Source organism: Mesorhizobium sp. M7A.F.Ca.US.005.03.1.1 (genome assembly GCF_003997975.1).
GTDB lineage: Bacteria > Pseudomonadota > Alphaproteobacteria > Rhizobiales > Rhizobiaceae > Mesorhizobium > Mesorhizobium ciceri.
In genome coordinates this window covers 1-13,243 of the sequence record NZ_RZRO01000135.1, presented here as the reverse complement: position 1 = coordinate 13,243, position 13,243 = coordinate 1, and the positions used below count along the sequence as shown (strand labels likewise).

At 62.1% G+C, this 13,243-nt stretch carries 14 protein-coding genes; 12 read left to right on the top strand and 2 right to left on the bottom strand.

All coding sequences use genetic code 11. The features are described from left to right. The 7 genes from EN990_RS32450 to plsY all read left to right on the top strand — a co-directional run. Positions 1-156, top strand: a 156-nt coding sequence (locus EN990_RS32450; protein ID WP_206526364.1) for a 2-oxo acid dehydrogenase subunit E2, incomplete at its 5' end; no start/stop codon positions are given. 149 nt (positions 157-305) lie between these two features. Further along, positions 306-941: an SGNH/GDSL hydrolase family protein gene (locus EN990_RS32445; RefSeq protein ID WP_024505188.1), complete on the top strand. Its 636-nt coding sequence runs from the start codon at positions 306-308 to the stop codon at positions 939-941. Between the two features lie 12 nt (positions 942-953). Then, positions 954-2,399 (top strand): dihydrolipoyl dehydrogenase, encoded by a 1,446-nt coding sequence (gene lpdA / locus EN990_RS32440; protein WP_127385759.1) that lies wholly within the window; start codon positions 954-956, stop codon positions 2,397-2,399. A gap of 89 nt (positions 2,400-2,488) precedes the next feature. After that, positions 2,489-2,746, top strand: a complete 258-nt coding sequence (locus EN990_RS32435) for a GlsB/YeaQ/YmgE family stress response membrane protein (RefSeq protein ID WP_127370325.1) — start codon at positions 2,489-2,491, stop codon at positions 2,744-2,746. A 138-nt stretch (positions 2,747-2,884) separates the two neighbouring features. Next, positions 2,885-3,850, top strand: a complete 966-nt coding sequence (gene lipA / locus EN990_RS32430) for a lipoyl synthase (protein ID WP_024505190.1) — start codon at positions 2,885-2,887, stop codon at positions 3,848-3,850. A gap of 12 nt (positions 3,851-3,862) precedes the next feature. Continuing rightward, positions 3,863-4,318 carry a type II toxin-antitoxin system RatA family toxin gene (locus EN990_RS32425; RefSeq protein WP_013531488.1) on the top strand — a complete coding sequence of 152 codons (456 nt, stop codon included), beginning with the start codon at positions 3,863-3,865 and terminating at the stop codon, positions 4,316-4,318. Between the two features lie 9 nt (positions 4,319-4,327). Further along, entirely contained in the window at positions 4,328-5,002 is a 675-nt protein-coding gene (plsY, locus tag EN990_RS32420; protein WP_127369736.1) for a glycerol-3-phosphate 1-O-acyltransferase PlsY, read from the top strand. Between the two features lie 45 nt (positions 5,003-5,047). Here plsY and EN990_RS32415 read toward each other — a convergent pair whose 3' ends face one another. Both EN990_RS32415 and EN990_RS32410 read right to left on the bottom strand, forming a co-directional pair. Continuing rightward, the gene (locus tag EN990_RS32415; RefSeq protein ID WP_024505192.1) at positions 5,048-5,530 is read right to left on the bottom strand and encodes a CinA family protein; all 483 of its coding nucleotides are present in this window, start codon (positions 5,528-5,530) and stop codon (positions 5,048-5,050) included. Beyond that, positions 5,527-6,756: a bifunctional 2-C-methyl-D-erythritol 4-phosphate cytidylyltransferase/2-C-methyl-D-erythritol 2,4-cyclodiphosphate synthase gene (locus tag EN990_RS32410; RefSeq protein WP_013531491.1), complete on the bottom strand. Its 1,230-nt coding sequence runs from the start codon at positions 6,754-6,756 to the stop codon at positions 5,527-5,529. Before EN990_RS32410 ends, EN990_RS32415 begins: the two co-directional genes overlap by 4 nt. 243 nt (positions 6,757-6,999) lie before the next feature. Here EN990_RS32410 and dusB point away from each other — a divergent pair, with 243 nt between their 5' ends. The 5 genes from dusB to EN990_RS32385 all read left to right on the top strand — a co-directional run. Then, positions 7,000-8,028 carry a tRNA dihydrouridine synthase DusB gene (gene dusB / locus EN990_RS32405; RefSeq protein WP_127369737.1) on the top strand — a complete coding sequence of 343 codons (1,029 nt, stop codon included), beginning with the start codon at positions 7,000-7,002 and terminating at the stop codon, positions 8,026-8,028. Further along, positions 8,025-9,167, top strand: coding sequence for a nitrogen regulation protein NR(II) (locus tag EN990_RS32400; RefSeq protein WP_027163473.1), 1,143 nt, complete (start codon positions 8,025-8,027; stop codon positions 9,165-9,167). The genes dusB and EN990_RS32400 overlap by 4 nt, the downstream gene beginning before the upstream one ends. Next, positions 9,164-10,624 carry a nitrogen regulation protein NR(I) gene (gene ntrC / locus EN990_RS32395; protein WP_024505195.1) on the top strand — a complete coding sequence of 487 codons (1,461 nt, stop codon included), beginning with the start codon at positions 9,164-9,166 and terminating at the stop codon, positions 10,622-10,624. The genes EN990_RS32400 and ntrC overlap by 4 nt, the downstream gene beginning before the upstream one ends. Before the next feature lie 129 nt (positions 10,625-10,753). Then, positions 10,754-13,039 (top strand): PAS domain-containing sensor histidine kinase, encoded by a 2,286-nt coding sequence (locus EN990_RS32390; protein WP_024505196.1) that lies wholly within the window; start codon positions 10,754-10,756, stop codon positions 13,037-13,039. Continuing rightward, positions 13,029-13,243: response regulator (locus EN990_RS32385; protein ID WP_127388524.1), on the top strand; the 215-nt coding region annotated here is incomplete at its 3' end. The genes EN990_RS32390 and EN990_RS32385, both read left to right, overlap by 11 nt.

The following is a 13,243-nucleotide window of genomic DNA, read 5'->3' as shown; positions in this document are numbered from 1 at the left end:
GAGCGGGCAGTGGTCAAGAACGGCGAGATCAGAATAGCCACCGTGATGTCGGTGACGCTGTCGACCGACCACCGCGCCGTGGACGGTGCGCTGGGTGCCGAACTGCTGGTCGCCTTCAAGCGGCTGATCGAAAACCCGATGGGCATGCTGGTTTAGGGAAGCGAGAGGGCGGTGCGGATAGTCTTCACCAGCCTCTTCGCTTTCATCATTTCCGGATTCGCCACCGGACTGGCTCCTCGGAAACGGGCGGTCACAACCCATGGATGGCGGGTGAAGCGTGGGTTGATCGACGCACAGGTGGGCGCATGAAGACGGTTCTTTGTTACGGCGACTCGCTGACCTGGGGCTACAATGCCGAAGGTGGCCGCCATGCGCTGGAAGACCGCTGGCCAAGCGTGCTGCAGGCCGGGCTCGATGGTGGCGTCGAAGTTATCGCCGAAGGCCTCAATGGCCGTACCACCGCCTTCGACGACCACCTGGCCGGTGCTGATCGCAACGGCGCCAGGCTGCTGCCAACGGTGCTGACAACCCATGCGCCGATCGACCTGATTGTCATCATGCTCGGCGCCAACGACATGAAGCCGTGGATCCACGGCAATCCCGTCGCGGCCAAGCAGGGTATCCAGCGGCTGATCGACATCGTGCGCGGTCACGATTATCCGTTCGACTGGCCGGCGCCGCAGATCCTGATTGTTTCGCCGCCTGTCGTCAGTCGCACCGAAAATGCCGAGTTCAAGGAAATGTTTGCCGGCGGCGACGACGCCTCGAAGTTTTTGGCACCGCAATATGCCGCGCTCGCCGATGAGGCCGGCTGCGGCTTCTTCGACGCCGGCAGCGTGGCGCAAACCACACCTCTCGACGGTGTTCATCTTGACGCCGAAAATACGCGAAACATCGGCGAGGCGCTGACACCAGTCGTGCGCGTCATGCTGGAATTGTGAAGGAGAAAACCCGTGGCTGAGAACTATGACGTCATCATCATCGGCTCCGGTCCCGGCGGCTATGTCACCGCGGTGCGTTCCGCGCAGCTCGGCTTCAAGACGGCGATCGTCGAGCGCGAGCATCTCGGCGGCATTTGCCTTAACTGGGGCTGCATCCCGACCAAGGCGCTGCTGCGCTCGGCCGAGATCATGCAGTATTCGGATCACCTGAAGGATTACGGGCTGAAGCTCGACGGCAAGGTCAGCGTGGACACATCGGCCGTCGTTGACCGCTCGCGCAAGGTGTCGCTGCGGCTCAATGGCGGCGTTGCCTTCCTGATGAAGAAGAACAAGGTCGACGTCATCTGGGGCGAGGCCAAGCTTTCGAAGGCGGGCGAGATCGTCGTGTCCAAGACGGCCAAGAAGCCGATGGAGCCACAGCCGCCGGTGCCGAAAGGCGTCAAGGGCGAGGGCACCTATACCGCCAAGCACATCATCCTGGCGACCGGCGCCCGGCCACGCGCGCTGCCCGGCATCGAGCCGGACGGAAAGCTGATCTGGACCTATTTCGAGGCCATGGTGCCGAAGGAGATGCCGAAGTCGTTGCTCGTCATGGGGTCGGGCGCCATCGGCATCGAATTCGCCTCCTTCTACCGCACAATGGGCGCCGAGGTGACGGTGGTCGAATTGCTGCCGGCGGTGATGCCGGTCGAGGACGCCGAAGTCTCGACGTTCGCGCAGAAGCAGTTCGAGAAGCAAGGCATGAAGATCATCCTCGAAGCCAAGGTGACCAAGGTCGAGAAGGGCACGAACTCGGTCACCGCGCATGTCGAGATGAAGGACGGCAAGGTCGAGAAGATCACCGCCGACCGCATGATCTCGGCCGTCGGCGTGCAGGGCAACATCGAGGGCCTCGGACTCGAGGCGCTTGGCGTGAAGACCGAACGCGGCTGCGTCGTCATCGATGGTTACGGCAAGACCAATGTGCCGGGCATCTATGCCATCGGCGATGTCGCCGGCCCGCCGATGCTCGCCCACAAGGCCGAACATGAGGGTGTCGTGTGCATCGAGAAGATCGCTGATTTTCCTGGCGTACATGCCACCGACAAGCTGAAGATTCCGGGCTGCACCTACTGCAATCCGCAGGTCGCCTCGGTTGGCCTGACCGAAGCCAAGGCCAAGGCAGAGGGCTGGGATATCCGGGTCGGGCGCTTCCAGTTCGCCGCCAATGGCAAGGCGATCGCGCTCGGTGAGGATCAGGGCTTCATCAAGACCATCTTCGACAAGAAGACCGGTCAATTGCTCGGTGCCCACATGGTCGGCGCCGAAGTGACCGAACTGATCCAGGGCTTTGTCGTGGCGATGAACCTGGAGACGACCGAGGAAGAGCTGATGCACACCATCTTCCCGCACCCGACGCTGTCGGAGATGATGAAGGAAAGCGTGCTCGACGCCTATGGCCGCGCACTCAACGCGTGATAGATTGAAAGCGCTGCTACAGATGGAACCCGGCGGCAAGGTACATCGTTTGCGGATGCACTTTCATCCATCACACAAGGAGAAGGCATATGCACCTGAATGGCGTCGGCTGGATAGCAGCCATCATCATCGGCGGCCTGGCAGGCTGGTTCGCCGAAATGTTCATGAAGAGCAACACCGGCATCTTGATGAACATCGTTATGGGCATCGTCGGCGCGATCGTACTGAATGCCATTCTGCAGGCTCTCAATTTTGGCCCGTTCGGCGTCGGCTGGATTGCCTATCTGATCACCGGCTTTATCGGTGCCTGCCTGCTGATCTGGGCGGGGCGTCTGGTGCGCCGCTGACATCCCTGGAGAGCTGCCATGCGAAAAAGGCTGTTGCGGCATGCGCCGCAGCGGCCTTTTTCTTTGCGCCGAAAAGTCCTAGATGACGTTATGACAACGAACGCCTGACTGGCGCTCGCCAATGAACCAGGTTTCCCGATGGTCACTGTCCTCGATACGATCGCCAACGCACCGCGCCTGCGGCATCCGGAAAAGGCGCACAAGCCTGATCAGGATGTCCTGCGCAAGCCCGACTGGATACGCGTCAAGGCGCCGATGTCGAAGGGCTATGCCGAAACGCGCGAAATCGTGAAGTCGCACAAGCTGGTGACGGTCTGCGAAGAAGCCGGATGCCCCAACATCGGCGAGTGCTGGGAAAAGAAGCACGCCACCTTCATGATCATGGGCGAGATCTGCACCCGCGCCTGCGCTTTCTGCAACGTCGCCACGGGCATTCCAACCGCTCTTGACCCGGATGAACCGGCCCGCGTCGCGCATGCGGTCAAGCAGATGGGCCTTACCCATGTCGTCATCACCTCGGTCGACCGCGACGATCTCGCCGATGGCGGTGCGCAGCATTTCGCCGAGGTCATCCGCGCCATCCGGGCGGCGACGCCGCTGACGACGATCGAAATCCTGACGCCCGACTTCCTGCGCAAGGACGGCGCGCTGGAGATCGTCGTGGCGGCCAAACCCGACGTCTTCAACCACAATCTCGAAACCGTTCCGTCGAACTATCTGACGGTTCGTCCGGGCGCCCGCTATTTCCATTCGATCCGGCTGTTGCAGCGGGTCAAGGAGCTTGATCCGTCGATCTTCACCAAGTCCGGCATCATGGTGGGACTGGGCGAAGAACGGAATGAAATCCTGCAGTTGATGGACGATCTGCGTTCGGCCAATGTCGACTTCATGACCATAGGCCAGTATCTGCAGCCGTCGAAGAAGCACCACCCGGTGATCCGTTTTGTTACGCCGGAGGAGTTCAAATCCTTTGAGACGATCGGCCGGACCAAGGGTTTCCTGCTGGTGGCGTCCAGCCCGCTGACGCGTTCATCGCATCACGCCGGCGACGATTTCGCCAAGCTGCGTGCGGCACGGGAAGCGATTCTCAAGAAATCAGCTTAATCAGCCGGTTTCATGCCAAAATTCGAAGCCACCCGACGCGTATCCCATACACCCGAGCAGATGTTCGCTTTGGTCGCCGATGTTGAATCCTATCCGCAATTCCTGCCGCTTTGCGAAGCGCTGACGGTTCGCTCGCGCAAGGAGCGTGACGGGCGTACCGTTCTCCTTGCCGACATGAGCATCGGCTACAAGGCGATCCGCGAAACCTTCACGACGCAGGTACTGCTGAAGCCCGACGAGAACACCATCGACGTGAAGTACATCGACGGGCCGTTTAAATATTTGAGCAATGTCTGGCGTTTCGAACCCGACGGCGCCGGTTGCGCCGTCCGCTTCTTCATCGACTACGAGTTCAAGAGCCGCATTCTGGGCGCGGTCATGGGAACCATGTTCGATCGTGCCTTCCGCATGTTCGCCGAAGCCTTTGAGAAGCGCGCCGACGTCATCTACGGTACAAAACCGTCTTGAGGCTTGCGCATGCTTTTCTGGATAGCGAGCACCGTTGGACTGGCGATCGCCTATCTCTTCGGTTCCATGCCCACGGGTTATCTGGCGGGGAAGCTGCTCAAGAGCATCGATATCCGGGAGCATGGCTCCAAATCCACCGGGGCAACGACCGTTTTGCGGGTCTTGGGAAAATGGCCTGCGTTGGTGGTGTTGCTGGTGGATGTGCTGAAAGGTGCTGCGGCGATCGTCTTTGCCCGCTGGTTCTATCCCTGGTTCATCACGTTGCCGTTTGTTACGCCATCGACCCCGCTTGACCTGCAAGCCTGGGTGCCTTGGGCTGTTTGCCTGGCCGGAATTGCCGTGTTGTTGGGACATGGCCGTTCGATCTGGTTGAATTTCACAGGTGGCAAATCCGCTGCGACGGGGCTTGGCGTGTTGCTGGCTCTGTCTTGGCCGGTAGGTGTGGGGGCTGCGGCGGCTTTTGGTGCTGTGCTGGCTACGTCTCGGATAGTTTCCCTGAGTTCGATGGTAGCGGCGTTGACCGCGATCGCCCTCATCTGTGGCCTGGAGCAACCGTTGGCCTATCGGTTGCTGGTGATTGCGGGCAGCATCTACGTGGTTATGCGCCATCGTGCCAACATTCAGCGGCTGCTGGCTGGGACGGAGCCACACTTGGGGCAAAGCAGCCCGGAATCGAAAACGTAGCCGCAAATCCGGCTTTCGGGTCCGCCCGCCCAACGTTTTATAATCCTATCCGAGTGCTTGCAGGCCCAGTTCCAGCGCTTGCCGGACCGTTTCGCGACGGATGAAATCGCGGCCTTTGTCTGCAAAGAGTTGGTGCTCGGCGACAATCGGTCGGCCGTCCAGCGCAACCCCGAACCAGACCAGGCCGACCGGTTTTTCCGCCGAACCGCCGCCAGGCCCGGCGATCCCGGTAACCGCCAGGGTCAGCCCGGCGCGCGAACGGGTAAGCGCGCCTGTCGCCATTTCGATCGCAGTCTCGCGCGAAACCGCCCCATGCGCATCGAGCGTGGCGGCGGAAACGCCGAGCATGTCCATCTTGGCTTCGTTGGAATAGGTGATGAAGCCGCGATCGACCACGGCGGACGAGCCCGCGATGTCGGTGAGTGCCGCGATGATCATGCCGCCGGTGCAGCTTTCCGCCGTTGCCAGCATGATGCCGCGTTTCTGGCAGGCTTGCAGCAAGGCATTTGCCAGGTCGCTGTTGGTCATTCCGGCACCTCGCCGGGAAACACCACACTGGCAGTGGCGATCGCCGCAATGCCTTCCTCGCGCCCGACGAAGCCGAGCTTCTCGTTGGTTGTCGCCTTGATCGAGATGCGATCCGCGGAAATTGCCAGCATCTGCGACAGGGCTGCCGTCATCGCCTCGCGGTGCGGGCCGACGCGCGGCGCTTCGCAGATCAACGTGATATCGGCATTGGCGATGCGGCCGCCGCGCTCGCGCACCAGCCCTGCCGCATGCTCGACGAAGATCCGCGACGCAGCGCCTTTCCACTGCGGGTCGGACGGCGGAAAATGCGTGCCGATGTCGCCGGCGCCGCAGGTCGCCAACAACGCATCGGTCAGAGCATGCAGACCGACATCGGCGTCGGAATGGCCGGACAGTTTCTTGTCGTGTGCAATGGCGACGCCACACAGTGTGACATGGTCGCCGGGCTCGAAAGCATGGACGTCGTAGCCATTGCCGGTTCGGATGTCGGGAAAGCGCACACGTTCGCCGGAAAGCCGCTGGTCCGCCATCGCAATATCCCGTGCCCAGGTGAGTTTGACATTATCCGGCGAGCCCGGAACGATCTTGACCGGAATATGCGCCCATTCGGCGATCGCGGCATCGTCGGTAAAATCCATTTTTCCCAGATGATGGGCTTTCTCGTGCGCGGCAAGGATGGGCCAGAACGGAAAGCCCTGCGGCGTTTGCGCCGCGTGAAGACCGCTGCGCGAAACGGTTTCGCCGACCACCCCGGAGGCCGATTCGCGCTTCAGCGTGTCGGCGACGGGCAAAGCGGGCAATGCGCCCTCGCGCTCGCCGATGGCGGCGATGGTGCGATCTATTAGGTCCGCATCGACAAACGGACGCACGGCATCGTGGATCAGAACCTGCCCCGGCGCGTGGTCTCTAAGGGCAAGCAGGCCGAGCCGGACGGATTCCTGCCTGGTCGCCCCGCCGATAACGGCGCTAACGCGCTCGGCGTTGGTGCCCGCCGCCTGCCGGAACAGTTCATGGTCGTCAGCATGAATGGCGACGACGATCTCGCTGGTCCGCGGGTGGGCCAGAAAAATGTCAAGCGTGTGTGCGATAACGGCAAAGCCGCCAATGTGTTGATATTGCTTCGGTCCGTTGGCCTGTCCGGCGCGCGCACCACGGCCGGCCGCGACGATTACCACCGCGACCTTGCCATCCGCACTCGAAACGTGATTTTCACTTGCGTCAGTCATTGCAGATTGGCTTAGCGCACGATCCCGAAAAGTGTAATCGGTTTTCGGCAAAGATCGTGCGTCAAATATGAATCCCAAAGCGTCCTTTGCGCGTCCCACGGGGCGCGCGGCGCTTTGGCCACACCCAATCCCGAAGGCCAGCATTTTCCCAATTGCGCCTTAATGTGGCGTCATTCCGCGTTGCACATTGCGGCCGATATGGCTAGAGAATGTGCAACGAATGAAGATGCTTGGTTTTTGTGCATGGTTAATTTGACCAAATTGGCCGCGCCGCTTAACGTCGGCGGCGTGAAACTCCGCAATCGCGTGTTCCTCGCGCCGATGTCGGGCATTACGGACGAGCCGTTCCGGCAGCGTGCCCACGCGCATGGCGCGGGCCTGGTCGTGTCCGAAATGGTTGCCAGCGGCGAGCTCGCCAAGGGCAGGGCCGGTTTCAACCTGCGCATACGCCACTCCGGCCTGCCCGTCCATATGGTTCAGCTGGCCGGCCGTGAGGCGATGCACATGGCCGAAGGTGCCAGAATCGCCGCCGGCGAGGGCGCCGACATTATCGACATCAACATGGGATGCCCGGCCAAGAAGGTCACCGGCGGTTATGCCGGCTCGGCATTGATGCTGGATCTCGACCACGCACTGTCGCTGATCGACGCCGTTGTCGGCGCGGTCGAGGTGCCAGTGACGGTCAAGATGCGGCTTGGCTGGGACGAAGGCGCGCTCAACGCGCCGATGCTGGCGCGGCGCGCCGAGCAGGCCGGTGTCAGCATGGTGACCGTGCACGGCCGAACGCGCTGCCAGTTCTATCAGGGCAAGGCCGACTGGCGCGCCATCGCCCGCGTCAAGGAAGCCGTGTCCATCCCGGTCGTCGCCAATGGTGACGTCTCTTCGCCGGCGGAAGCGGCCGACATTCTCGATCAATCGGGTGCCGACGCCGTGATGATCGGCCGTGCCCATTATGGCGCGCCCTGGATCGCAGGTGGCATTGCGGCCGCAGCGACAGGCGAAATGACGCCAAATATTCCACAGAACCCGACGGCGCTCGCCGACTACATCGTGGCCCACTATGAGGATATGCTGGCGCTCTACGGCGCCGAAAGCGGCCTGCGCCAGGCGCGCAAGCATCTCGGCTGGTATCTTGATCGGCATGCAGGCGGCGTCGCCGACGACAGCCGAAAGGCCGTACTGACCGCATTCGAGCCCGCGCGCGTCATTGCCTTGCTGCGCGATGTGTTTTCGCGCGATCCGCAACCTTTGACCCTGCGGAGTGCCGCATGAACGCCGCCGCCGGCCAAGGCGCTGAAATGGCGGATGCCGCCCAGATCGTGCTCAACACCATCCGCCGCCCGGTGATCATGATCAGCGAGGAAGGCTTCATCACCTTTGCCAACGCCGACGCGGAGGACTTCTTTCGTTCAAGCGCGACCATGCTCGCCCGCAACACGCTGTCAAAACTCATTCCCTTCGGCAGCCCGCTGCTGACGCTGGTCGACCAGGTGCGCGAGCGCCTGGCACCGGTCAACGAGTATCGGGTCGACGTGTCGTCGCCGCGTCTCGGCATCGAGAAGGTCGTCGATCTCTATGTCGCGCCGGTACCGGAATTTCCGGGCTCGGTGGTGGTTATGTTCCAGGAACGGTCGATGGCCGACAAGATCGACCGGCAGATGACGCATCGCGGTGCGGCGCGCTCGGTCACCGGCTTGGCGGCGATGCTTGCCCATGAGATCAAGAACCCGCTCTCCGGCATCCGCGGCGCTGCCCAGTTGCTGGAACTGTCGGCTTCCGACGAAGACCGTGCGCTGACGCGGCTGATCACCGACGAGACCGACCGCATCGTGTCGCTGGTCGATCGCATGGAGGTGTTTTCCGACGAGCGGCCGATCGACCGCTACCCCGTCAACATCCATGTCGTGCTCGACCATGTGAAGGCCATTGCCAAGAACGGTTTTGCCAAGAGAATCAAGATATTGGAGGACTATGATCCTTCGTTGCCTCCGGTGTTTGCCAACCGCGACCAGTTGATCCAGGTGTTCCTCAACCTGGTCAAGAACGCCGCCGAGGCGATCGGCAGTGACCCGCAGGGCGAGATCATGCTGTCGACCGCCTTCCGGCCAGGCATCCGTGTTTCCGTTCCGGGCACGCAGGACCGCGTGTCGCTGCCGCTGGAATTTTGCGTGCGTGACAATGGTTCCGGCGTCTCGGAAGATATCCTGCCGATCCTGTTCGACCCGTTCATCACCACCAAGCCGAACGGCTCGGGGCTGGGGCTGGCGCTGGTCGCCAAAATCGTCGGCGAACATGGCGGCATCATCGAATGCGAATCGACGCCGCGCGGGACCACATTCCGCATCCTGATGCCGGCCTGGAAAGAAGCGCCATACGGCGCCGATGAAGACGGTGAAGGAGACCGCAAATGACCGTTCGCGGCAATATTCTCGTCGCCGACGACGATGCGGCGATCCGCACTGTCCTCAACCAGGCGCTTTCGCGCGTCGGCCACGAGGTGCGCGTCACCTCCAATGCTTCGACTTTGTGGCGCTGGGTGGCGGCGGGCGAGGGCGATCTTGTCATCACCGATGTGGTGATGCCGGACGAAAACGCCTTCGACATGCTGCCGCGCATCAAGAAGGCGAGGCCGGAACTGCCGGTCATCGTCATGAGCGCCCAGAACACCTTCATGACGGCGATCCGCGCGTCTGAAACCGGCGCCTATGAGTATCTGCCCAAGCCGTTCGACCTGACCGAACTGCTCAACATCGTCAACCGGGCGCTTTCCGAGCCGCGACGGCCGAAGATCGATGCGCGGCCGGAAGAGCAGCCCGATGCAATGCCGCTGGTCGGCCGTTCGGCCGCCATGCAGGACATCTACCGCATGCTGGCGCGCATGATGCAGACCGACCTGACGGTGATGATCTCGGGCGAATCCGGCACCGGCAAGGAACTGGTGGCGCGCGCGCTGCATGAATATGGCCGCCGCCGTGGCGGCCCGTTTGTCGCCATCAACATGGCGGCGATCCCGCGCGACCTGATCGAATCGGAACTGTTCGGTCACGAGAAGGGCGCCTTCACCGGCGCGCAGAACCGCTCGACCGGGCGCTTCGAGCAAGCTGAAGGCGGCACGCTGTTCCTCGATGAAATCGGCGACATGCCGATGGAAGCGCAGACGCGGCTGCTGCGCGTGCTCCAACAGGGCGAATACACGACGGTTGGCGGACGCACGCCGATCAAGACCGACGTGCGCATCGTCGCCGCCACCAACAAGGATCTGCGCACCCTGATCAACCAGGGGCTTTTTCGCGAGGATCTGTTCTATCGCCTCAACGTGGTGCCGCTCCGGCTGCCCGCGCTGCGTGAGCGCTCCGAGGATGTGCCCGACCTTGTCCGCCACTTCTTCAAGCTCGGCGAAATGGAAGGCCTGCAGACCAAGCGCATTTCTTCCGGCGGCATCGAGTTGATGAAGCGCTATCCCTGGCCGGGCAATGTGCGCGAACTGGAAAACCTGGTTCGCAGGCTCGCCGCGCTCTATTCGCAGGACGAGATTTCCGCCGAGATCATCGAGGCCGAGCTCAAGACCGGCGAACGTCCCGTGGTGCCGGGTGGCGGCAATCTCATTCCCGACGATTTGTCGATCGGCCAGGCGGTCGAGCACTTCCTGCAACGCTATTTCGCCTCGTTTGCCGGCGATTTGCCACCTGCCGGGCTTTATCAACGCATCCTGTCCGAGGTCGAGTTTCCACTCGTCCTGGCCTCGATGACGGCAACCCGCGGCAACCAGATCAAGGCCGCGGAACTGCTTGGTTTGAACCGCAACACGCTGCGCAAGAAGATTCGCGAACTCGGCGTCAACGTCTACAAATCGTCGCGGCAGGGCTGAGCCCTGATCTGAGCCCGCGCTCTTTTCAGGGGATCGGCTCGCGAAAGATTTCCGTCTCGGTCACACTTGTTGCATAATCGCCACAATGCGTTGCATACATCCGACGCAATCATGGCACTAGACGGCGACATGGCCCCGCAGGCACCGACAACAAACCAACCGCTTTTCAGCGAACCCGGCGCTCGTGACGGGCGCCGGCTGCTTGCGCTGCCAGGCGTGATCGCGGTCGTCGGCGCGCTGATGACGGCGGCGATCTCGTTCACCATCCTCGTTGGCGCCACGCCGATCACACCGAACGAGTCGACGACGCTGGCGTTGATTGCCCTCAACGCGGCTTTCGTCCTGATTCTTATCGCGCTGGTCGGGCGTGAGGTGCACCGCATCCTGATGGCGCGCCGGCATGGCAAGGCCGCTTCGCGGCTGCATGTGCGCATTGTCGCCATGTTCGCCCTGGTTGCCGCCATTCCGGCCATCATGGTGGCCATCATCGCGTCGATCACGCTCGACATCGGCCTCGACCGCTGGTTCGAGATCCGCACCAAGACGATCGTCAATTCGTCGCTGTCGATCGCCGACGCCTATGTTCAGGAAAATGCCCGCAACCTGCAGGGTACGACACTGTCCATGGCCTATGATCTCGATGCGTCACGCACACTCTACGGCCTTGATCGTACCGGCTTTCTCGACCTGATGAACAAGGAAGCCGTGGGCCGTTCGCTGGCTCATGCGGCGCTGATCAAACCTGACGGCTCTTTCGTCATGAGCGCCAAGACCGACACGGATTTTGCCATGCCTGAGCCGCCGGAAGGCGCCGTGGCCAGCGCTGCCGACGGCAAGCCGGTGCTGATCGAGCCGAAAACGCGCAACATCATGGGCGCCATCGTCAAGCTGCGCGAGATCGAAGGGCTCTATCTCTATACCATTCGCCTCGTCGATCCCGAGGTCATCAAGGCACGCCAGATCGTCAGGTCCAACACCGACGAATATCGGGGGCTGGAAGACAACCGCCGTACCTCGCAGGTGGCCTTCGCGCTGCCCTATCTGTCGCTGACGCTGATCATCATCCTGTCCGCGATCTGGACCGGCATTGCGGTCGCCGACCGTCTGGTGCGGCCCATTCGCCAGCTCATCGGCGCCGCCGACGAAGTGGCGACCGGCAATCTCGACGTCGCGGTTCCGGTCAGGCCCTCGGACGGCGATGTCGCCTCGCTCGGCGATACGTTCAACAAGATGCTTCTCGAACTGAAATCGCAGCGCAACGAGATCCTGTCGGCCAAGGACCTGATCGACGAGAGGCGACGCTTCTCCGAAGCCGTGCTTGCCGGCGTTACCGCCGGCGTCATCGGCGTCGATCCCTACGGCATCGTTACCATCGTCAATCGCTCGGCCGAAGCGATGCTGGCCATATCCGCCAGCGCAGCCCTTGGGCAGAACCTTTCCGCCGTGCTGCCGCATGTCGGCCGCGTCTTCGAAATCGGCCGCAAGTCCGGCAAACCCGTCTATCGCGAGCAGGTGACCTTCTACCGCGCCGGCGCCGAGCGGACCTTCAACGTTCAGATCACCATCGAGGCCGGCGATGACGGCTCGGAGGAAAAGTCCTATGTCGTGACGGTTGACGACATCACCGACCTGGTCCAGGCGCAGCGCTCGTCGGCTTGGGCGGATGTGGCGCGGCGTATCGCCCACGAGATCAAGAACCCGCTGACGCCGATCCAGCTCTCGGCCGAACGCATCAAGCGCCGCTATGGCAAGGTGATTACCGAGGACCGCGAGGTTTTCGACCAGTGCACCGACACCATCATCCGGCAGGTCGAGGATATCGGCCGCATGGTCGACGAATTCTCGGCTTTCGCGCGCATGCCGAAGCCCGAGATGAAGGCCATAGATCTGCGCGAATCGCTGCGCGAGGCCTCGTTCCTGGTCGAGGTCAGCCGCGCCGACATCACTTTCGAGCGGATCTTCGGCAGCGAGCCGCTGAAGGGCACGTTCGACAGCCGGCTGATGGCGCAGGCTTTCGGCAATGTGATCAAGAACGCTGCCGAAGCCATCGACGGATTGGAACAGAAGGACGGTTCGCACGGCATAATCCGGATTCAGGCCGGGCGCCAGAATGGTGTGATTCGAATCGACGTCATCGACAATGGCAAAGGCCTGCCGCGCGAGAATCGCCAACGGCTGCTCGAGCCCTACATGACCACACGCGAGAAGGGCACCGGACTTGGCCTCGCTATCGTCAAGAAGATCGTGGAGGACCATGGTGGCAGGCTGGAACTACACGATGCTCCTGCGGACTTCCACGATGGGCGCGGCGCGATGATCAGCATCATCCTGCCGCCTGCGGCCGCAACGGCTCCGCGCGGCGAAAGCAGGGCGGAAAACGAAAGAGAAACTGAAAAGGTCGGTAATGGCGTCTGATATTCTCATCGTCGATGACGAGGAAGACATCCGTGAACTCGTCGCGGGCATACTGAGCGACGAAGGTCACGAAACCCGCACGGCATTCGATGCCGACAGCGCGCTCGCTGCTATAGCTGATCGCGCGCCGCGGCTGATTTTCCTCGATATCTGGCTGCAGGGCTCGCGCCTGGACGGGCTGGCGCTGCTCGACGAGATCAAGAC

Bases quoted from the DNA above. Each gene is read 5' to 3' on its own strand.
- EN990_RS32425 (WP_013531488.1), top strand. From the start codon at position 3,863: ATGCCAAAATTCGAAGCCACCCGACGCGTATCCCATACACCCGAGCAG.
- dusB (WP_127369737.1), top strand. From the start codon at position 7,000: ATGGTTAATTTGACCAAATTGGCCGCGCCGCTTAACGTCGGCGGCGTG.
- EN990_RS32415 (WP_024505192.1), bottom strand. From the start codon at position 5,530: ATGACCAACAGCGACCTGGCAAATGCCTTGCTGCAAGCCTGCCAGAAA.
- plsY (WP_127369736.1), top strand. From the start codon at position 4,328: ATGCTTTTCTGGATAGCGAGCACCGTTGGACTGGCGATCGCCTATCTC.
- EN990_RS32435 (WP_127370325.1), top strand. From the start codon at position 2,489: ATGCACCTGAATGGCGTCGGCTGGATAGCAGCCATCATCATCGGCGGC.
- EN990_RS32410 (WP_013531491.1), bottom strand. From the start codon at position 6,756: ATGACTGACGCAAGTGAAAATCACGTTTCGAGTGCGGATGGCAAGGTC.
- ntrC (WP_024505195.1), top strand. From the start codon at position 9,164: ATGACCGTTCGCGGCAATATTCTCGTCGCCGACGACGATGCGGCGATC.
- lipA (WP_024505190.1), top strand. From the start codon at position 2,885: ATGGTCACTGTCCTCGATACGATCGCCAACGCACCGCGCCTGCGGCAT.
- EN990_RS32400 (WP_027163473.1), top strand. From the start codon at position 8,025: ATGAACGCCGCCGCCGGCCAAGGCGCTGAAATGGCGGATGCCGCCCAG.
- EN990_RS32390 (WP_024505196.1), top strand. From the start codon at position 10,754: ATGGCCCCGCAGGCACCGACAACAAACCAACCGCTTTTCAGCGAACCC.
- EN990_RS32445 (WP_024505188.1), top strand. From the start codon at position 306: ATGAAGACGGTTCTTTGTTACGGCGACTCGCTGACCTGGGGCTACAAT.